This is a genomic window from Ralstonia sp. 22111 (genome assembly GCF_052045895.1).
GTDB lineage: Bacteria > Pseudomonadota > Gammaproteobacteria > Burkholderiales > Burkholderiaceae > Ralstonia > Ralstonia wenshanensis.
On the sequence record NZ_JBQEPR010000005.1, the window covers coordinates 362,297 to 382,261 of the forward strand.

A 19,965-nucleotide genomic window follows, 5' to 3' on the forward strand; every position below is an offset into this window, starting at 1 on the left:
GATTAGATTGATCAGACAACATCGCTTCCCGCTCAGCGTGCTGGCGGCTTCCGTGCTGACCGTTACTGCCGGTCAGGCTCATGCAGTGGAGCCGTTCGTCGTCAAGGACATTCGCGTGGAGGGGGTGCAGCGCGTCGAGCCGGGCACCGTGTTCGGCTATCTGCCCGTGAAGGTGGGTGAGACCTTCACCGACGAGAAGGGCGCCGAATCGATTCGCGCGCTCTACAACACCGGCTTCTTCAAGGACGTCCAAATCCGCTCCGAAGGCAACGTGCTGGTGGTGCGCGTGGAAGAGCGTCCGGCGATCTCGCAGCTCGAGTTCATCGGCTTCAAGGAGTTCGACAAGGAAGCGCTGCGTCGTACGCTACGCGGCGTGGGCGTGGCTGAGGCCCGTTATTACGACAAGTCGCTCATCGACCGCGCCGAGCAGGAAATCAAGCGCCAGTATGTTTCGCGCGGCTACTATGCGGCCGAGGTGACGACCACCGTCACGCCGGTCGATGCCAACCGTGTGTCGATCACGTTCACGGTGGATGAAGGCCCGACCGCCAAGATTCGCCAGATCAATATCGTCGGCAACAAGGCCTTCAAGGAAGGCGATCTGCGCGACGAGATGCAGCTGTCCACGCCGAACTGGCTGTCGTGGTACACCAAGAACGATCTGTATTCCAAGCAGAAGCTCACGGCTGACCTGGAGGCGCTGCGCTCGTTCTATCTGGACCGCGGCTACCTGGAATTCGCCATCGAGTCGACCCAGGTGTCGATTACGCCCGACAAGAAGGACATCTACCTGACGCTGAACATCCACGAGGGTGAGCAGTACAAGGTATCGGACATCAAGCTGACCGGCGAGCTGCTGGGCAAGCAGGCCGAGATGGAGAAGCTCATCAAGCTCAAGCAGGGCGATGTGTTTTCTTCGGCCAAACTGTCGTCGACCACCAAGTCGATTACCGATCTGCTGGGCACGTACGGCTACGCTTTTGCCACCATCAACCCGCAGCCGCAGATCAACCAGAAAGACCGCACGGTTGCGCTCACGCTGGTGGTCGATCCGGGCCGCCGCGTGTACGTGCGTCGCGTGAACGTTGTCGGCAACAGCAAGACCCGCGACGAAGTCGTGCGCCGCGAAATGCGCCAGATGGAAGCCTCGTGGTTCGACGGCGAGAAGCTGCAGCTTTCGCAGAACCGCGTGAACCGCACAGGCTATTTCACCGATGCGAACATCACGACGGAAGACGTGCCGGGTACGACCGACCAGGTCGATGTGAACGTCAATGTGACCGAAAAGCCGACCGGCCAGATCAACCTGGGCGTGGGCTTCTCGTCGACCGACAAGCTGGTGCTGTCGGCGGGTATCCGTCAGGACAACGTGTTCGGCTCGGGCACGAGCCTGGGCCTGGATGTGAACACGTCCAAGTCGAACCGCACCATTGCCGTGACGCAGTTCGATCCGTACTTCACGGTGGATGGCATCAGCCGTTCAACCGAGCTGTACTACCGCACGTACCGCCCGCTGTACTACACGGGTGACCAGGACTATCGTGTCGTGCAACAGGGTGGCAACGTCAAGTTCGGCGTGCCGTTCTCGGAAACCGACACCGTATTCTTCGGCATCGGCTACGAGCGCACGACCATCGACGTGACGGCCAACACGCCGCTGGCCTACCAGAACTACGTCGCGAAGAACGGCCGTATCACCAACAACTTCCCGATCACCATCGGCTGGTCGAAGGATCAGCGTGACAGCGCTCTGGTGCCGACGCGTGGTCGCTATCAGCAGGCCAACCTGGAGTTCGGTATTCCGGGCGGCGATCTGCAGTACTTCCGCGCGTACTATCAGCACCAGTATTTCTATCCGCTGTCGAAGTCGTTCACGATGGCGTTCAACAACGAAATTGGGTACGGCCACGGTTACGGCGGCAAGGACTTCCCAGTCTTCAAGAACTACTACGCCGGCGGTATCGGTTCGGTGCGCGGTTACGAAACCAGTACGCTGGGCCCGCGCGACGCCAATGGCGTGGCCATCGGCGGTGCCAGCAAGTTCGTTGGCAATGTGGAATTCATTTTCCCGCTGCCGGGTTCGGGCGTGGACCGCACGGTTCGCCTGTTCACGTTCTTTGACTACGGTAACGTGTTCGCCGAAGGCCAGCCGTACAAGCTGGGCGACATGCGCTACTCGACTGGTTTCGGTCTGTCGTGGCTGTCGCCGATCGGCCCGCTCAAGATCAGCATGGGCTTCCCGATCAAGCGCAAGACCGAAGATCAAACGCAACGCTTCCAGTTCCAGATCGGGACTGCATTCTAATGACCGCATTCATCATGAAATCCACGCGCCTCACGTTGTCCCGCATGGGCGTGTCCGCTGCTTTCGCCGCACTTGCCGCAGCCAGCTTCGCGCTGCCGGCCACGGCGCAGGAAGCGCGCATCGCTGCTGTCAATTCCGAGCGCATCTTGCGCGATTCCCAGCCCGCCAAGGCCGCACAGGCCAAGCTGGAAACCGAGTTCGCCAAGCGCGACCGCGAACTGCAGGACATGGCCGCCAAGCTCAAGGGCATGTCCGACAAGCTGGACAAGGAATCGGCCGTGCTGGCCGATTCCGACCGCACCCGCCGTCAGCGTGAACTGTCGGATCTGGATCGTGACTTCCAGCGCAAGCAACGCGAATTCCGCGAAGACCTGAACCAGCGCCGCAATGAAGAGCTGGCCCAGGTGCTCGAGCGCGCCAACCGCGTGATCCGCTCGATTGCTGAACAGCGCAAGTACGACCTGATCGTGCAGGAAGCCGTGTACGTGAACCCGCGCATCGACATCACGGACGAAGTGCTCAAGGCGCTGAATTCGCAATCGGCCAAATGAGGTTGTTCGCATGTCGTTTTCGCTTGGTGAACTTGCTGCGTCGCTCGGCGCGACCGTCCAGGGTGACGCAGGCCTGATCGTCAAGTCGATCGCGCCGCTGGATCAAGCGGGCGCCGATCAGCTCGCTTTTCTTTCCAATCCGCTGTACCTCAATCAGGCTGTGAGTTCCGGTGCGGGGGCGATCATCGTGTCGCCCCGTGATCTGGAAACGCTCGAAAGCCAGGGCCACGCTGCTGGCCGGAACTGGCTCATCGCTGCCAACCCCTATGCTGCGTTTGCTCGTGTCGCCCAGCGCTTTGTTGCGCTGGCGGCGCGCCCCGTTGTGCCCGGCATTCACCGGACGGCCAGCGTGGAAGAGGGCGCAACGGTGCCGGCGTCGTGCTCCATTGGCCCGAACGTGACCATCGAAGCTGGCGCGGTGCTCGGCGAGCGTGTGCGCATCGCCGGCAACAGTTTCGTTGGCGCCGGTGCCCGCATTGGCGATGACACGTTGCTCTACGCAAACGTGTCGATCTACCACGGCTGCGTGGTCGGTGCGCGCTGCATTGTGCATAGCGGCGTCGTGATCGGCGCGGATGGCTTCGGTTTTGCACCCGACTTCGGTCCGCAGGGCGGCGAATGGGTGAAGATTCCGCAGGTCGGCCGGGCCGTGATTGGCGACGACGTGGAGATCGGCGCGAACACCGCCATCGACCGCGGTGCGATGGCCGATACGGTGGTCGAGCAAGGCTGCAAGATCGACAACCAGGTGCAGATCGCGCACAACGTGCACGTGGGTGCCTATACCGTGATCGCCGGCTGCGCTGCCATTTCGGGCAGCACGAAGATCGGGCGCTACTGCATCATCGGCGGCGCGGCCAATTTTGCCGGCCACCTGACCATTGCTGATCGTGTGACCGTCTCGGGCGGCACCTCCATTACCAAATCCATCACCAAGCCCGGTGGCCATTTCACCAGCGTTTTCCCATTTATGCCACATGGCGACTGGGAGCGTAACGCGGCCATCGTCCGAGGCCTGACGCGCATGCGCGAACGGTTGCAACAACTCGAACAGCGGGTCAAAGACCTGCAGCAACAATCATGACCGAAGCAACGAATGCGACGAGCGCGACCCCCGGCGTCGTCAGCGATTTCAATATCAAAAAGATTCTCGACCTGCTGCCGCATCGCTACCCGATGCTGCTGGTTGACCGCGTGATCTCGCTGGAGCCGCGCAAGTCGATTACGGCGATCAAGAACGTGACGTTCAACGAGCCGTTCTTCAACGGGCACTTCCCTGGCCACCCCGTGATGCCAGGCGTGTTGATGCTTGAGGCGCTGGCGCAAACCGCTGCGCTGCTGACCTTCGGCGAGGCCGATCACGAGCGCAAGGAAAATCAGCTCTACCTGTTCGTGAGCATTGATGGTGCGCGCTTCAAGCGGCAGGTGATCCCGGGCGACCAGCTTGTGATGACGGCAGAACTGCTGCGCTCGAAGAGCGGTATGTGGAAGTTCAAGGTGTACGGCAAGGTTGACGGCGAAGTCGCCGTGGAAGCCGAAATCATGTGTGCCGTGCGCGAAGACAAGTCCAAGGGCGAGGCATGACGCAAGCACAGAAGATCCACCCGACCGCGCAGATCGATCCGAAGGCCGAACTCGATTCGAGCGTCGAGATCGGAGCGTTTACGGTCGTGGGCCCGAACGTGCGGATGGGTGCAGGCACGCGCGTCGGCCACCACACGGTGATCGAGGGCTACACGACGCTGGGCCGTGACAACAGCATCGGCCACTTCGCATCGGTGGGCGGCCGGCCACAGGATATGAAGTATCGCGATGAGCCGACGCAGCTGATCGTCGGCGATCGCAATACCATCCGCGAGTTCACCACGATCCATACCGGCACTGCGCAGGATGCCGGTATCACTTCCATCGGCGACGACAACTGGATCATGGCCTACGTGCATATCGCGCACGATTGCCGCGTGGGCAACCACACGGTGTTCTCGAGCAATGCGCAGATCGCGGGGCACGTGGAAGTGGGCGACTGGGCGATCCTCGGCGGCATGTCGGGCGTGCACCAGTTCGTGCGCATCGGCGCGCATGCCATGCTGGGCGGCGCATCCGCGCTGGTGCAAGATGTACCGCCGTTCGTGATTGCCGCCAGCGACAAGGGCGGCAACAAGGCCGCACCTCACGGCATCAATGTGGAAGGCCTGCGCCGCCGCGGCTTTACTGCCGAGCAGATCACCGGTCTGCGCCAGGCGTACAAGCTGCTCTACAAGAGCGATCTGAGCTTTGATCAGGCCAAGACGGAAATCGCCGCGCAGATCGCTCAGACGGATGACGCCCCCACACGCGAGGTGTTGACCGCATTTGCTGATTTCATTGCCGCCACCAAGCGCGGCATCGTGCGTTGAGCGAGCAGCCTCAGAACACCACGCCGGTGCGCCGCATCGGCATGGTGGCCGGCGAGGCTTCCGGCGATTTGCTGGCCTCGCTGCTGCTCAAGGGGTTGCACGCACAACTGCCTGCCGACATTGCCTACAACGGCATCGGCGGGGCCCGCATGACGGAGCAGGGTTTCCAGTCGAACTGGCCGATGCACAAGCTGTCGGTCAACGGCTATGTTGAGGTGCTCGGCCAACTGCGTGAGATTCTCTCGATCCGCAAGGAGCTGAAGCAAGATCTGCTGGAGAAGCCGCCGCTGGCTTTCATCGGGGTCGATGCGCCCGACTTCAACTTCAACGTCGAGATCGCCATGCGGCAGGCGGGTGTGCCCGTGGTGCATTTCGTGAGCCCGTCGATCTGGGCGTGGCGTGCCGGCCGTATCAAGACGATCGCCCGCGCGGTCGACCATATCCTCTGCCTGTTCCCGTTCGAGCCCGAGATTTACGCCAAGGCCGGCATTCCGGCCACGTACGTCGGGCATCCGCTGGCGGACGAGATTCCGCTGGTGCCGGACATCGAAGGCGCACGTACGCGCCTCGGCCTGCCGTTGGGCCGTAAAGTCATTGCAGTGCTGCCGGGCAGCCGCAATTCTGAAGTGAAGCATCTCGGGCCGACGCTGTTTGCGGCGATGTCGCGCATGCAGGCGGTCGAACCGGATCTGGCGTTCGTGCTGCCGGCGGCCAATGCGACGCTGCGCGAGCGCATTGATGCCATGCGCGCGGAGCACCCAGGCCTGCATCTGTGGGTCGTCGATGGCCAGTCGCACGCCGCCATGGAAGCGGCTGACGTCATCCTGCTTGCCAGCGGTACGGCCACGCTGGAAGCAGCGTTGTACAAGAAGCCGATGGTCATCACCTACAAGGTGCCCTGGCTGACGGCGCAGATCATGAAGCGCAAGGGCTATCTGCCGTACGTGGGGCTGCCGAACATCCTGTCCGGCCGCTTTGTCGTGCCGGAGCTGCTGCAAGATGACGCGACGCCTGAGGCACTCGCACGCGAGACGCTGCTGCAACTGAGCGACCATGGCAACGCCATGTTCCTGCGTGAACACTTCACGCAGATGCACCTGACGCTCAAGCAGAACATGGCGGAGATCGGCGCGAAAGTCGTGGTCGATCTGCTGCGCAGTCGCGGTAAGCTTTGAGTCCATGGCTTCCCGCAAACCCAATCCCGACCAGCTTGGCCTGGCGCTCTCGCAAGAGCCAGCGGCCAAGCGTGCGCGTCGCATCCTCTGTGGTGTGGACGAGGCTGGTCGCGGGCCTTTGGCCGGACCAGTGACGGCTGCGGCGGTCGTTCTCAATCCGCGCAAGCCAATTAAAGGCTTGGCCGACTCGAAGATCCTAACCGCCAAGAAGCGTGAAGCGCTCTACGAGGAAATCGTCGAAAAGGCGCTCGCCTGGCATGTCGCGGAAGCTACCGTCGAGGAAATTGACCGCATCAACATCCTGCACGCGACCATGCTCGCCATGCAGCGTGCGGTGCACGGCGTGGCCGCATTGGGCACGCTGCCTGATCTCGTGCAGGTGGACGGCAATCGGTGCCCCCAGGTGGCGTTTGCGGTGGAGGCCATCGTCAAGGGCGATGCGCTGGTGCCGGCTATTTCGGCGGCATCCATCCTGGCGAAGGTGACGCGTGACCGCCAATTGGCGGCGCTGCATGTCGAGTTTCCGCTCTATGGTTTTGACGTCCATGCCGGTTATGGCACGCCGCAGCATCTTGCGGCGATCGACCTGCATGGCGTGACGCCGCATCATCGCCGTTCGTTCGCGCCCGTGCGTCGTGCGCTGGAGGGGATGAGCGCGATCAGCGCCGACACCACCGCTGCAGGCAGCGCCTGGGACGACTGACCTTTTTCTGCTGGGCCCATTCGTGAAGCACATCACTTCCCGCGACAACGCGGTGTTCAAGCATCTCAAGGCGCTTTCGGGCTCAACCCAGCATCGTCGGCGTGCAGGGCAGTCCGTGCTCGACGGCGTGCATCTGGTTGTGGCGTATCTGGATGCAGGCCACACGCCAGCGCAATGCCTGGTGTCGGAGCGCCATATCCGGCACCCGGAAGTGGCTGCGGTGCTGGATCGCGTCGATCCGGACACCGTCATCCTGCTGGCCGACAACCTGTTTGGCCAACTGACCACCGTCGTCAACGGCATTGATCTGATGGCCCTGGTTGAAACGCCGGAAGGCAAGTTGCCGCAAACCATTGATGCGGACTGCGTGATTCTTGATGGCATTCAGGATGCTGGCAACGTCGGGTCTATCCTTCGCTGTGCGGCTGCTGCCGGCGTGCGTGATGTGTTCATGACGCCGGGCTGCGCGTTCGCGTGGTCGGCCAAGACGTTGCGCGCCGCCATGGGCGCGCATTTCCACCTGAACATCGTTGAACACTGCACGTTCGAGAGCGTGCATTCGCGTCTTCAGGTGCCGCTGTTGGCGACGTCGTCGCACGCCAAGCAGGCTGTATTTGACGTGCCGCTCAAGGCGCCCGTCGGCTGGGTGTTCGGAAACGAGGGTGCGGGCGTGTCAGAAGAATGGCTTTCTGCCGTGACGACGCCTGTGACGATTCCGCAACCGGGCGGCATGGAATCGCTCAATGTGGCTGCCGCAGCAGCCATCTGTCTGTTTGAGGCCGTGCGACAACGCCGCGCGGGCTAAACCTCTCCGTTTGCTGTCGATTACCGGTCACATGGTGTTTTCAAACGCCAGAAAAGTCCCGCATTGACTTTGCCATTGAGTAATGGAACATTGGGCGCGGTGCCATTGAGCACCCTCGAATACCCACACTCAAGGAGACCGGCATGCCGAACCCCACCCTGGCGCGCGTCCATGTCGACGAACTCGCCCAGTTTCGCGAAATCCAGCAACTCGCCTACGCGTGCGTCGAAGCCGTCGGCGGCATGCTTCGCCCGGGTATGACCGAGAAGGACGCAGCCAAGCTGCTCTCTGAGTGGCTCGGCGATCGTGGCGTGCACGACTGGCTGCACAAGCCGTTCGCCTGGTTTGGCGATCGCACGGCATTCCAGGGCTTTTCAGGCCTCACGCACATGGCCGGCTTCAACCTGGCGTTCTTTCCGTCGTCGCGGCGGCTGGAGGAGAACATGCCGGTCATCCTCGACGTGGCGCCCGTGCGCAATGGCGTGATCGCCGATGTGGGCTATGCCATGTGCCTCGGCGAAAACGCCATCCTCGACCAGCTGCAGGACGACCTGATGGCGCATCGTGAGCTGATCGTGCGCCTGATCCGCGAGCGTCGGTCGATGGCGGATGTGGCCCGTGCGGTGGACCAGCTTTGCATGAAGCAGGGCGTGGAGCCACGCCACAAGGCGTATCCATTCAAAGTACTGGCGCATCGTGTGGCCAAGCTCGACAGCCCATCCAAGCCGCGTTTCGTTGCGCGGTTCGGGTTGAATGCCACGCGCAATCTGATCCTCGACCAGGTGCGTAGCGGCAAGCAGGAAGGATGGTCGCCACTGTGGTCGATCGATCGTCGATCGGAACACGCACCGGTGCCGGGCCTGTGGGCCGTTGAGCCGCACCTGGGTTTCCATGGCGTCGGTGCCAAGTTCGAAGAGCTGCTCGTCATCACCGAAGACGACGCCTACTGGCTCGACGACGATCTGCCGCACGTGCGCCGCTGGCAGCAACGCCAGCTTGCGCAGCAGCGCCAGCTTGCGCAGCAGCGCGCCGCCTGATGCGCGAGGAGGCTCACATGAAGACGCTTCTTGAAGAGGCTCCGCTGGCATTGTTCGAGCCGGCTGCAGCGTTTCCGACCAAGGAATACGCCGAGCGCACCGTGCAATCCGGCAGCGTCTCACTCGCCGCCAAGACCTGGGGCGACCCGGCGCATCCGACCGTCGTACTCGTGCACGGCTACCCCGACAACAGCGAGGTCTGGCACGAGATGGCACCGCTGCTCGCGCGCGATTACTACGTCATTGCCTACGACGTGCGCGGTGCCGGCAAGTCGAGTTCGCCCAAGGGAATGCGCAACTACACCTTCGCGCGATTGACCGACGACTTCATCGCCGTGATCGATGCGCTGAGCCCAGGCAAACCCGTGCACCTGATCGCGCACGACTGGGGTTCGATCCAGTCGTGGGAGTTCGTGACGGAAGCGCGCCTGCGTGGACGCATCGCGTCATACACGTCGTGCTCGGGCCCATGCCTGGACCACGTCGGGCACTGGATGCGCGCGCGGCTGTTGCGGCCGACACCGTCGTCGCTGGGCAAGATGCTGGGGCAGCTCGTGCGCTCATGGTACGTGCTGCTGTTCCATTTGCCGATCGTGCCGGAGCTCAGTTGGCGCCTGTGGCTCGGGCGCGCGTGGCCGCGTGTGCTGCGCCGTGTTGAGAAGACCGCCATCGTGCCGCGCGCCACGCAGACGGCCGATGGCGTGCGCGGTGTCTCGCTGTATCGTGCCAATTTCATCCGCAGCCTGTTCACGCCGCGCAACCGTGTCGCACACGCGCCCGTGCAGGTCATCGTGCCGACGCTGGACAAATACGTCAGTCCGGCATTGTCGGAAGATCTCTCGCGCTGGGTGCCGCAGTATTGGCGCCGTGAAGTGGTAGCGCGGCACTGGCTGCCCGTCACGCATGCCGCACGCATGGCGGAAATGGCGCGCGAACTGATCGAGCATGCCGAGGGCAAGCCGGAATCCGAAGCACTGCAACGCGCGCGTCAGCAGGGCGGTCGCAAGCCGTTCTCCGGCAAGCTGGCCGTCATCACGGGGGCTGGCAGCGGCATTGGCCGTTGCGCGGCGTTGGAATTCGCGGAGCAGGGTGCGGCGATCGTGGCTGTCGATATCTGCGCCGAAGATGCCGAACGCACGGCCACACTCATCCGCCTCACCGGCGGCAAGGCGTGGGCGCGTACCGTCGACGTCGGCAACGGCGAGCAGATGGAAACGCTGGTCGATTGGGTCGGCAAGGAGTTGGGTGGCGCCGACATCGTCGTCAACAACGCGGGCATCGGCATGGCGGGTGGCATTGTCGACACGTCCGAGCGCGATTGGCAACGCATCCTGCACGTGAACGTGTGGGGCGTGATCCATGGCGCCCGGCTGTTTGCCAAGCAGATGGGGGCGCGCGGGCAGGGCGGGCACATCCTGAACACTGCATCGGCGGCGGCCTTTGCACCATCGCGCGATCTTGCCGCCTATGCAACGACAAAGGCCGCGGTGCTGATGCTGTCCGAATGCATGCGTGGCGAGCTTGCCGGGCAGGGCATCGGCGTGTCGGCCATCTGCCCCGGTTTTGCCGAGACCGGCATCATGGCTTCCACCGTCTACACCGGCACGACCGAGGCGCAACAGGCCCAACTGCGCGCCCGCGCGACCAAGCTCTACCAACTGCGCGGCCTCAAGCCCGAGACCGTCGCGAAAGCCATGTTCAGGGCGGTTCAGCGCAACAAGCCTGTTGTCACGATCGGCATCGAGGCGCATTCGTCGCGCTTCATCTCGCGCTATGCGCAGTGGCTCAGCCGGTTGATCGCGCGCGTGAGCATGGCGGGGCATTGATCCCGCAGACAAGAACATCAGGAGACCACCATGACCGCGCCCGATTACTTCATCAAGGCCCGCCACGTCCGTTTCGATTGGAAGGACACGCCCATCCAATGGATTCCCGGCGATCCGTCCAGCACGCACATCATCAACATCCTGAACCTGCTGTTTCCCGCCGGCGAACTGTGGTTCTGCCGCGTTTACAACAAGGCGCTGCCGCTGATTACCGACGCGAAGCTGCGCGCCGACGCGGAGGGCTTTCTGCGCCAGGAGGCGGTCCATTCGCGCTCGCATGGCGGCGTGCTGACGCATTACTACAAAGACCACGGTATCGACACCCAGGCCTTCACCAAGCGCCTCGATTGGCTCTTCTCCAAGGTGCTCGGCGAACAGCCGCTGGGCCTGAAGATTGGCCACACGCGCTTCTGGCTGCGGCAGCAACTGGGCATCATCGCCGCGCTTGAGCACTTTTTCGGCTATCTGGGCAACTGGGTGCTCAACGCAAAGGGGCTGGATGCCGCCCGCGCCGATCCCGTCATGCTCGACCTGCTGCGCTGGCACGGCGCAGAAGAGGTCGAGCACCGCACCGTCGCGTTCGACATCTTCCGGCACATGGGCGGCACGTATCTCGAACGTTGCTTCCACATGCTGACCACGATCCTGTTGCTGCTGTACTTCCTGGTGACGGGCTTTCGCTTCATGTACAAGCGGGATCCGGGCGCGGGCAAGTTCCCTGGCTTTGTCCGTGGGTGGTGGCACGGCTCGCGGCGCAACTGCCTGCCATCGTTCTGGAAAATGCTGGGGGCCGCATTGCGCTATTTCCGGCCCAGTTATACGCCGCATCACGAGGGATCGACCGAGCAGGCGCTGGCCTACCTGGAAACATCGCCGGCTGCGCAAGCCGCGGCGCATGGCGGTAACTGGGTGCGCGATCGCGCCTGACTGGGCCGCAGAAAAGCAAAACGGCCGGTGCAAGGCCGGCCGTTGTGTCTGAGGTCTGAGCGTGCTCGCTCAGTAGTTGTTGTGATCCATCTTGATGTCCTGCAGGATCGTCGTGGCAATTTCCTCGATCGACTTGTGCGTCGACGACAGCCACTTGACGCCCTCGCGCCGCATCATCGATTCGGCTTCGTTGACTTCATACCGGCAATTTTCCAGCGCGGCATATTTGCTGCCTGGGCGACGTTCATTGCGGATTTCCGACAGGCGCTGTGGATCGATCGACAAGCCGAAAATCTTGTTCTTGTAGTCGTACAGCACCGTGGGCAGCTTGCCGCGCTCGAAATCGTCCGGAATGAGCGGGTAATTGGCCGATTTCACGCCGTATTGCATTGCCAGGTACAGGCTGGTCGGCGTCTTGCCGCTGCGCGATACCCCCACCAGGATCACATCCGCCTCGGCCAGGTTCTTGTGTGACTGGCCGTCATCGTGGGCAAGTGAAAAATTGATCGCTTCAATGCGGTTCTTGTACGCCTCGGTGTCGGCGTTCTGGTGAAACCGGCCGATGGCGTGGGTGGACTTGAGGTTCAGCTCCCTCTCGAGCGGCTCGATGAAGGTCTGGAACATGTCCAGGATGGTGGCCTTGGCCCGATGGACGATCTCGTTTGCCTCGGCATCCACCAACGTGGTGAAGACGATCGGCCTCACCCCTTCGACGTGAAAGGCCTCGTTGATCTTTGCGACTGCAACGTGCGCCTTGTCGATCGTGTCGACAAACGGGATCCGCACCTGGCGGAATTTCATCTCAAACTGCGCCAGGATCGAGTGGCTGAAGGTCTCTGCGGTGATCCCGGTGCCATCCGACACGATGAAAACGGTGCGGAACGGTGTGCGGTTGGGAGATGCGGTGGCGAGGTCGGTCATCGAAAACGAGGGGTTTTTCCAGCACGCCGGCAGGAAATCGTGCTGCGGCACGGTAGAATAGCGGCGATCGTTTAGCTAAGCAATTCGGGCCAATCGCCCGCCAGGCAATGCCATCGCGGCAGTCCTGGCAGGGCTTCCGGATGATTTAGCCAAGCGATTCGCGCGGCCAGACGACAAGAAGAAAGCCCCGTGCGCATCCGACCGGTTTTTCACTTAGTTTAGGGGCTTGTATGACTAACCTGTCGCAAGACGGCGCCTATGTGCTGCCGTTCGAGCAATTGCGGATGACCGATGTCGAGGTTGTCGGCGGTAAAAACGCTTCGCTGGGCGAGATGATCTCCCAGCTGGATGGCGCCGGCGTGCGCGTTCCGGGCGGTTTTGCCACCACGGCACTGGCATTCCGCGATTTCCTTGCACACAACAATCTGACCGAACGCATCTCGCAGCGTCTGGCCAGCCTCGACGTCGACGACGTCAAGGCGCTGGCTGCCGCCGGCAAGGAGATCCGCGAGTGGGTCGCCACCGCACCGTTCCAGCCGCGTCTGGAGCAGGAGATTCGCGAGTCGTACGCTCGCGTGGCCGCCCGCGAAGGCGCCGAGGCATCGTTCGCGGTCCGTTCTTCGGCCACGGCAGAAGACCTCCCGGACGCTTCGTTCGCCGGTCAGCAAGAGAGCTATCTCAACGTGCTCGGCATCGACGACGTGCTCGATAAGATCAAGCACGTGTTTGCCTCCCTGTACAACGACCGCGCGATTTCGTACCGCGTGCACAAGGGCTTCGCCCATGACGTGGTGGCCCTGTCGGCCGGCATCCAGCGCATGGTGCGCTCGGACTGCGGCGCCTCGGGCGTGATGTTCACGATTGACACCGAATCGGGCTTCCAGGATGTCGTCTTCATCACCTCCAGCTACGGCCTGGGCGAAACGGTGGTGCAGGGCGCTGTGAACCCGGACGAGTTCTACGTCTTCAAGCCGACGCTGGCCGCCGGCAAGTACCCGATCATCCGCCGCTCGATCGGTTCCAAGCTGATCAAGATGGAATTCACCGCGCCGGGCGAAGAAGGCCGCGTGAAGACCGTCGACGTGCCGGGCGAACTCCGCAACCGCTACTCCATCAACGATGCCGACGTGGCAGAGCTGGCGAAGTACGCCGTCATCATTGAAAAGCACTACGGCCGCCCAATGGACATCGAATGGGGCAAGGATGGCAAGGACGGCAAGATCTACATCCTGCAGGCCCGCCCGGAGACGGTGAAGAGCCAGGCGCACGGCAAGGTCGAGCAGCGCTTCCGCCTGAAGGGTTCGGCGCCGGTGCTGACCACCGGTCGCGCTATCGGCCAGAAGATCGGTACGGGCCCGGTGCGTGTCATCAACGACCCGGCTGAAATGGAGCGCGTGCAGCCAGGCGACGTGCTGGTTGCCGACATGACCGACCCGAACTGGGAACCGGTGATGAAGCGTGCCTCGGCCATCGTCACCAATCGTGGCGGCCGTACCTGCCACGCAGCCATCATCGCGCGTGAACTGGGTGTGCCGGCGGTCGTTGGCTGCGGCGATGCGACCGACCTGCTGAAGGACGGGACGCTGGTGACGGTCTCGTGTGCCGAAGGCGACGAAGGCAAGATCTACGATGGCCTGCTGGAAACCGAAATCACAGAAGTCCAGCGTGGCGAAATGCCGACGATCAGCACCAAGATCATGATGAACGTCGGTAATCCGCAACTGGCGTTCGACTTCTGCCAGATCCCGAACGGCGGCGTGGGCTTGGCCCGCCTTGAATTCATCATCAACAACAACATCGGTGTTCATCCGAAGGCGATCCTCGACTACCCGCAGGTCGACAGCGACCTGAAGAAGGCCGTGGAAAGCGTGGCCCGCGGCCATGCCAGCCCGCGTGCTTTCTACGTTGACAAGCTGGCCGAGGGCATTGCCACCATCGCGGCGGCGTTCTATCCGAAGCCCGTGATCGTGCGCCTGTCGGACTTCAAGTCCAACGAGTACAAGAAGCTAATCGGCGGTTCGCGCTACGAGCCGGACGAAGAAAACCCGATGCTGGGCTTCCGTGGCGCCTCGCGCTACATCGCTGAAGACTTTGCCGAAGCCTTCGAGATGGAGTGCCGCGCCATGAAGCGCGTGCGCGACGAGATGGGCCTGACCAACGTCGAAGTGATGGTGCCGTTCGTGCGTACGCTCGGCCAGGCCGAGAAGGTTGTCGAGCTGCTGGCCAAGTACGGCCTGAAGCGCGGTGAGAACGGCCTGCGTCTGATCATGATGTGCGAAGTGCCGTCCAACGCGATCCTGGCCGAGCAGTTCCTGCAGCATTTCGACGGTTTCTCGATCGGTTCGAACGACCTGACGCAGCTCACGCTGGGTCTGGACCGCGACTCCGGCATGGAGCTGCTGGCCAAGGACTTCGACGAGCGCGATCCGGCGGTCAAGTTCATGCTGCAGCGTGCCATTTCCACGGCCCTGTCGATGAACAAGTACGTCGGTATCTGCGGTCAAGGCCCGTCCGATCACCCGGATTTTGCCGAATGGCTGGCCAAGGAAGGCATCTCGTCGATCTCGCTGAACCCGGATTCGGTGATCGACACGTGGCAGAAGCTCGGTTCGGTTTAATGCCGGCCTAGAGTGTCGTAAGACACGGCGCGTATCCTGACGGGTATGCGCCAACAAGAACGCGAAGTGCCCGGTGGCGTCCAACGCTGGCGGGGGCCGAGCGACATGCCCCCGCGGACGTGCAGCGTCGCGGGGGTTTTTTTATGGGATTTCGGGAGAGGGAGTATGTCGGCTCAGACCGTCTGGTTTTCTCTGGCCGTGCTGCTCGTCATCGGCGAGCTAATGACGGGGACGTTCTATCTGCTGATGGTGGTCATCGGCTTGGTCGCCGGCGGACTTGGCGCGCTGATCGGCCTTACGTTTCCCGCCCAGGCCATCGTGGCCGCGATTGTGGCGGTGTTCGGCATCGTCGGGCTGCGGCGCACGCGCTACGGGCGGACCACGCGCGAGAATGCCGCCCGCAATCGCAACGTCAATCTGGATATCGGCGAGACTTTGCGTGTCGATGCCTGGTCGCCAGAGCGCCGCGCGCGCGTGCAGTATCGCGGCGCCGCGTGGGATGTCGAACTGGCACCGCATGCGCCGGCCACCGCTGGCGAATTCCGCATCGTCGAAGTGCGCGGCAACGTGCTCGTCGTCGCACCCAAATAGCACGCAAATAGCATCCAAAACAACCAACAAGCTCAACCACGGAGGTTCTATGTTCGAGCTGGGGACTCTCGCGATCATCGTCCTGTTTGCCGCCATTGTGCTGATCGCACAAGGCATCAAGATCGTGCCGCAACAGCACGCCTGGATTCTGGAGCGGCTGGGCAAGTATCACGCGACGCTTTCGCCCGGGCTCAATATCGTGCTGCCCTTTGTCGATCGGGTGGCCTACAAGCACGTGCTCAAGGAAATCCCGCTTGATGTGCCGAGCCAGATCTGCATCACCAAGGACAACACGCAGCTGCAGGTGGACGGCATTCTGTACTTCCAGGTGACCGACCCGATGCGGGCCTCGTATGGCTCGAGCAATTTCGTGATCGCTATTACCCAGTTGGCGCAGACGACGCTGCGCTCGGTGGTCGGCAAACTGGAACTGGACAAGACGTTTGAAGAGCGCGACTTCATCAACCACAGCGTGGTCAATGCGTTGGATGAGGCGGCATCGAACTGGGGCGTGAAGGTGCTGCGCTACGAGATCAAGGATTTGACGCCCCCGAAGGAAATCCTGCACGCCATGCAGGCGCAGATCACGGCAGAGCGCGAAAAGCGTGCGCTGATCGCCGCATCCGAAGGCAAGCGCCAAGAGCAGATCAACCTGGCATCCGGTGCGCGCGAGGCGGCCATCCAGAAATCGGAAGGGGAAAAGCAGGCCGCCATCAACAAGGCGCAGGGCGAAGCGGCGGCGATTCTGGCGGTGGCCGAAGCCAACGCCCAGGCGATCCAGAAGATCGGTCAGGCCATTCGCACCGAGGGCGGTGTCGATGCCGTCAACCTGAAAGTGGCGGAAGAGTATGTGAGTGCGTTCGGCAACCTGGCCAAGCAGGGCAACACGCTCATCGTGCCGGGCAACATGGGCGACCTGAGCACGATGATTGCGTCAGCGTTGACGATTGTGAAGCAGCAGCGGCCGAGCGCGTAAAAGCTCGGCGAGCGAAAGGGCTCAAGCCTTCTCGCGCATGAGGCGGGCTTTTTCGCGCTGCCAGTCGCGGTTCTTTTCGGTTTCGCGCTTGTCGAACTGCTTCTTGCCTTTGGCGAGACCGATTTCGCACTTCACTCGGCCGCGCGTGTAGTGCAGGTTGAGCGGCACGAGCGTGTAGCCGCGCTGCTCCACCTTGCCGATGAGCTTCTTGATCTCTTCGGCGTGCAGCAGCAGCTTGCGGGTGCGCACGGGGTCTGGATGGACATGCGTGGAGGCCGATTGCAGCGGGCTGATATGGGCCCCGATCAGGAACAGCTCGGCGTTACGGATGACGACGTAGCCTTCCTTGATCTGCGCACGGTTGGCCCGGATGGCTTTCACCTCCCAGCCCTCGAGAGCCATGCCTGCCTCGTAGCGCTCTTCGATGAAGTAATCGAAAAAGGCCTTCTTGTTGTCGGCGATGGTCATACGTTGGAATATGCGGTGCGCGCCTTGGGGTGACGATCCCTGCATGCGCTGCGATAAAATGGCGAGTTTAACAAATCCGCCGCAATCCAAACCGGGACGCGGCGCGCAAAGCTTTCGGATGACGCATGGCAGACGTTGAAAAAACCGTGTTGATTGGCTACTCGGCCGAACAGATGTTCGACCTGGTCACCGACGTCAAGGACTATCCGAACTTCCTGCCGTGGTGCGGCGGCGTGGAAATCTACGAGCAGACCGAAACGTCACTCGACGCGCGCGTGGATATTGCCTTCAAGGGCATCCACCAGTTCTTTCGCACGCGTAACGTGCAAACGCGACCCACCCGCATTGATATGACGTTCGCAGACGGGCCTTTCAAGTCGTTTACCGGTTTCTGGGTCTTCACGCCGCTGCGCGCGGACGCCTGCAAGATCAACTTCCACCTGCATTACGAATTTTCCAGCGTGATTCTGGAAAAGCTGATCGGGCCGGTGTTCAGCATGATTGCCAACACCTTCGTCGATTCGTTCGTCAAACGCGCTGAGACGGTGTATGGCGAATCCTGAGTCCGACAACGTGATCGACGTGATGGTCTGCCTGGCGACGGTCACGCCGCCGCGGCTTGTCAACGTGCAGGTGGCGGCGCAGGCGACGGTGGCTGACGCTGTGCGTGCCTCTGGCCTGCTCGATGGCTTGGAGCTGACGATCGATACCTGCCGCCTGGGCATCTACGGCAAGCGCAAGACGCCCGATGCACCGTTGCACGCACGTGACCGGATAGAAATACTGGGACCGCTGATCGCCGATCCAAAAACCGCACGCCGGCGGCGCGTGCAGAAGGTGCGGGCCACTGGCACGCGCGAGGGGCTGAAGTGGCTGCGCAACGAGGCGCCGCCCAAAGACGACGTCCTCGAGTAACGGGCAATCAGTTGCAGTTGGCGCTCAGGGCAGCCTGGTTGCGCTGGACGGCTGCGGCGCGCTGGTTGTCATCCATATAGGCGATCGAGCCGTCGGCCTGCACTGAGCCGACGCGGCGGCCATCCTGCATATACGTGGTTTCGTTGCGCAGGCGTGCGCATTCGGCTTGTTTGCGCTGGGCAGCCTCTGCCTGCCTGGCTTCGTCCTGTTCTTTCTTGGCGCGATCGGACAGACGTTTGCGCAGCTCTTCATCGGGGTTGGATGCCGCGACGCCCGAGGCTGGCTGGCCGGGTTTGGCTGCCCCGTTCGCGTCCACCGCTTTAACGCCAGAGGCCGGCGCAGAAAGGGCTTCATACGCAGTAGCCGTACGGCTGTTCGGGTTGCGGATGATGCGGCTGGGCGGCACTGACGGCGGCGGTGCGGCGTCGCTGTAGACCATGTGGCCCTTGTCATCGCGCCATTGCCAGGCCCATTGCGCCTGGGCAACCGGGCAGGCAAGGGCGATCAGGGCAGCGGTGGCAGGTAACAGGACGTGCAGTCGTTTCATGAAGTTCTCGTTCGTGGACTGCCGACGGCGCGCTGGCCGACCCGACGACGGCCCCTCGACGCGCACGGGAGCCCGGTGGCGTGATCGCCACTCGCCAATTTAGGCCGACGGCCTGGCTTGGCCTGTCGACTCGCCCCCCGGCAAGGCGCCCAGTTTATGCAGACTTGTCGTTGGCGTGCAAGCGGACCGACCAGCCGACACCCGCAATCAGCAAGGCGATTGCGGCGATCTCAAGCGGACGCGGCCAGCGGCCGTCGTACACGAAGCCATATGCCAGCGCGAACAGCGTCTCGAACACGATCATCTGGCCCGACAGCGTGAGCGGTAGCCGTCGGGAGGCGATGTTCCACAGGTTGTTGCCGATCAGCGACGCGCCGAGTGCCACGGCGGCATTGACCGCCCAGAACGTGCCCCAGACGCGCCCGCCGGCATGCATCCAGCTCGTACCAACCGCGAGCAGGGCCACCAAGGTCAAGGCCGCCGACAGAATGCCGCTGGAAATGCCGTACAACGCAGACCATTCGTTGCTGGAGAAATGCGGATTGCGCTGCAGGTAGCGGGCATTGTCCACGGCGTACCAAGTCCAGCTGCAAAGCGCGCCCACGGCACAAGCGATGCCGGCAATGCGTTGCCAGACCGGCCGGGCGTTGGTGGCTGCCGTTGCCGATTCATGGCCGAACAGGTCGACGTTGATGCAGGCGATGCCCGCAGCGACAACCAGTAGCGGCCAGATCAGCCGGGAGAGCGGCACGGCGCCGTGATCGCGCCGGCCAAGCATCGTCACTGTGATGGGCAGGATGCCGACGATGAGGGAGGTGGGTGCAACGCCAGCCAGTTGCACGCCAAACGCCACGAAAACGAAGTAAACCAGATTGCCGCTGCAGGATTGCATGACCAGCGCCAGGCAATCGGCGCGGGTAATCTTGCGGGCAATGCGGGGAAGGATCGGGGCAGCGGCAACGGCTGCGATGACGCCGTAGGCGAGATAGCGGCCGAGGGTCAGTTCCCACGGTGAAAACGCGGGCAGCGCGCGGGGCGCAATAAACACCATGCCCCACATCGCCCCGGCCAGCAAGGCGCACAATACGCCAATTCCCATTCGAACACTCGCGAGGCTGATTCTGCGCGGCTGCTGGCGGCGCAGGGCGCTGGAGGTGCGTGCGCGAAGAAAAATTTATCGAGCATAGCACGGGTCTCTACAACC

Annotated in this window: 20 protein-coding genes; 16 read left to right on the top strand and 4 right to left on the bottom strand. The window is 62.6% G+C overall.

All coding sequences use genetic code 11. The annotated features are described in order from the left end of the window. The first annotated feature begins 7 nt into the window (after positions 1-7). From bamA to ACTJK4_RS15790, 11 genes are all read left to right on the top strand, one after another. Positions 8-2,305 carry an outer membrane protein assembly factor BamA gene (gene bamA, locus ACTJK4_RS15740; protein ID WP_232042719.1) on the top strand — a complete coding sequence of 766 codons (2,298 nt, stop codon included), beginning with the start codon at positions 8-10 and terminating at the stop codon, positions 2,303-2,305. Then, the gene (locus ACTJK4_RS15745) at positions 2,305-2,856 is read left to right on the top strand and encodes an OmpH family outer membrane protein (protein WP_440818331.1); all 552 of its coding nucleotides are present in this window, start codon (positions 2,305-2,307) and stop codon (positions 2,854-2,856) included. Before bamA ends, ACTJK4_RS15745 begins: the two co-directional genes overlap by 1 nt. Positions 2,857-2,866: 10 nt before the next feature. Further along, entirely contained in the window at positions 2,867-3,940 is a 1,074-nt protein-coding gene (lpxD, locus tag ACTJK4_RS15750; RefSeq protein WP_322016644.1) for a UDP-3-O-(3-hydroxymyristoyl)glucosamine N-acyltransferase, read from the top strand. Beyond that, positions 3,937-4,440 (top strand): 3-hydroxyacyl-ACP dehydratase FabZ, encoded by a 504-nt coding sequence (fabZ, locus tag ACTJK4_RS15755; protein WP_232042722.1) that lies wholly within the window; start codon positions 3,937-3,939, stop codon positions 4,438-4,440. The genes lpxD and fabZ overlap by 4 nt, the downstream gene beginning before the upstream one ends. Next, positions 4,437-5,252, top strand: a complete 816-nt coding sequence (lpxA, locus tag ACTJK4_RS15760) for an acyl-ACP--UDP-N-acetylglucosamine O-acyltransferase (protein WP_232042723.1) — start codon at positions 4,437-4,439, stop codon at positions 5,250-5,252. Before fabZ ends, lpxA begins: the two co-directional genes overlap by 4 nt. 41 nt (positions 5,253-5,293) lie before the next feature. Then, the gene (gene lpxB, locus ACTJK4_RS15765) at positions 5,294-6,427 is read left to right on the top strand and encodes a lipid-A-disaccharide synthase (RefSeq protein ID WP_440475966.1); all 1,134 of its coding nucleotides are present in this window, start codon (positions 5,294-5,296) and stop codon (positions 6,425-6,427) included. A 4-nt stretch (positions 6,428-6,431) separates the two neighbouring features. Then, on the top strand, positions 6,432-7,130 hold the full coding sequence (gene rnhB, locus ACTJK4_RS15770; protein ID WP_440818332.1) for a ribonuclease HII: 699 nt from the start codon (positions 6,432-6,434) through the stop codon (positions 7,128-7,130). Between the two features lie 22 nt (positions 7,131-7,152). Beyond that, the gene (locus ACTJK4_RS15775) at positions 7,153-7,935 is read left to right on the top strand and encodes a TrmH family RNA methyltransferase (protein ID WP_414560597.1); all 783 of its coding nucleotides are present in this window, start codon (positions 7,153-7,155) and stop codon (positions 7,933-7,935) included. A 143-nt stretch (positions 7,936-8,078) separates the two neighbouring features. After that, positions 8,079-8,972 (top strand): M24 family metallopeptidase, encoded by an 894-nt coding sequence (locus tag ACTJK4_RS15780; protein WP_440818334.1) that lies wholly within the window; start codon positions 8,079-8,081, stop codon positions 8,970-8,972. Positions 8,973-8,989: 17 nt separating this feature from the next. Further along, positions 8,990-10,798: an SDR family oxidoreductase gene (locus tag ACTJK4_RS15785; protein ID WP_440818335.1), complete on the top strand. Its 1,809-nt coding sequence runs from the start codon at positions 8,990-8,992 to the stop codon at positions 10,796-10,798. Between the two features lie 30 nt (positions 10,799-10,828). Further along, entirely contained in the window at positions 10,829-11,725 is an 897-nt protein-coding gene (locus ACTJK4_RS15790; protein ID WP_260802532.1) for a metal-dependent hydrolase, read from the top strand. Positions 11,726-11,794: 69 nt separating this feature from the next. Here ACTJK4_RS15790 and ppsR read toward each other — a convergent pair whose 3' ends face one another. Continuing rightward, positions 11,795-12,646 carry a posphoenolpyruvate synthetase regulatory kinase/phosphorylase PpsR gene (ppsR, locus tag ACTJK4_RS15795; RefSeq protein ID WP_232043002.1) on the bottom strand — a complete coding sequence of 284 codons (852 nt, stop codon included), beginning with the start codon at positions 12,644-12,646 and terminating at the stop codon, positions 11,795-11,797. Positions 12,647-12,876: 230 nt separating this feature from the next. Here ppsR and ppsA point away from each other — a divergent pair, with 230 nt between their 5' ends. From ppsA to ACTJK4_RS15810, 3 genes are all read left to right on the top strand, one after another. Further along, positions 12,877-15,264, top strand: coding sequence for a phosphoenolpyruvate synthase (gene ppsA, locus ACTJK4_RS15800; protein ID WP_316868936.1), 2,388 nt, complete (start codon positions 12,877-12,879; stop codon positions 15,262-15,264). 165 nt (positions 15,265-15,429) lie between these two features. After that, entirely contained in the window at positions 15,430-15,855 is a 426-nt protein-coding gene (locus ACTJK4_RS15805) for an NfeD family protein (protein ID WP_440818336.1), read from the top strand. Between the two features lie 49 nt (positions 15,856-15,904). Next, the gene (locus tag ACTJK4_RS15810; RefSeq protein WP_102067135.1) at positions 15,905-16,831 is read left to right on the top strand and encodes an SPFH domain-containing protein; all 927 of its coding nucleotides are present in this window, start codon (positions 15,905-15,907) and stop codon (positions 16,829-16,831) included. Between the two features lie 21 nt (positions 16,832-16,852). Here ACTJK4_RS15810 and smpB read toward each other — a convergent pair whose 3' ends face one another. Continuing rightward, complete coding sequence (smpB, locus tag ACTJK4_RS15815; RefSeq protein ID WP_232042732.1) at positions 16,853-17,299, bottom strand: SsrA-binding protein SmpB; 447 nt, start codon at positions 17,297-17,299, stop codon at positions 16,853-16,855. 125 nt (positions 17,300-17,424) lie between these two features. Between smpB and ACTJK4_RS15820 the strand changes: the two genes are divergently transcribed. Then, positions 17,425-17,862 (top strand): type II toxin-antitoxin system RatA family toxin, encoded by a 438-nt coding sequence (locus ACTJK4_RS15820; protein WP_232042733.1) that lies wholly within the window; start codon positions 17,425-17,427, stop codon positions 17,860-17,862. Then, a complete protein-coding gene (locus tag ACTJK4_RS15825) occupies positions 17,849-18,214 on the top strand; it encodes an RnfH family protein (protein ID WP_260802530.1) in 366 nt (121 codons plus the stop codon). Before ACTJK4_RS15820 ends, ACTJK4_RS15825 begins: the two co-directional genes overlap by 14 nt. 7 nt (positions 18,215-18,221) lie before the next feature. Here ACTJK4_RS15825 and ACTJK4_RS15830 read toward each other — a convergent pair whose 3' ends face one another. Together ACTJK4_RS15830 and ACTJK4_RS15835 are read right to left on the bottom strand one after the other, a co-directional pair. Continuing rightward, the gene (locus tag ACTJK4_RS15830) at positions 18,222-18,761 is read right to left on the bottom strand and encodes a DUF4124 domain-containing protein (RefSeq protein WP_232042735.1); all 540 of its coding nucleotides are present in this window, start codon (positions 18,759-18,761) and stop codon (positions 18,222-18,224) included. Positions 18,762-18,915: 154 nt separating this feature from the next. After that, a complete protein-coding gene (locus ACTJK4_RS15835; RefSeq protein WP_440818337.1) occupies positions 18,916-19,860 on the bottom strand; it encodes a DMT family transporter in 945 nt (314 codons plus the stop codon). Positions 19,861-19,965: the final 105 nt, after the last annotated feature.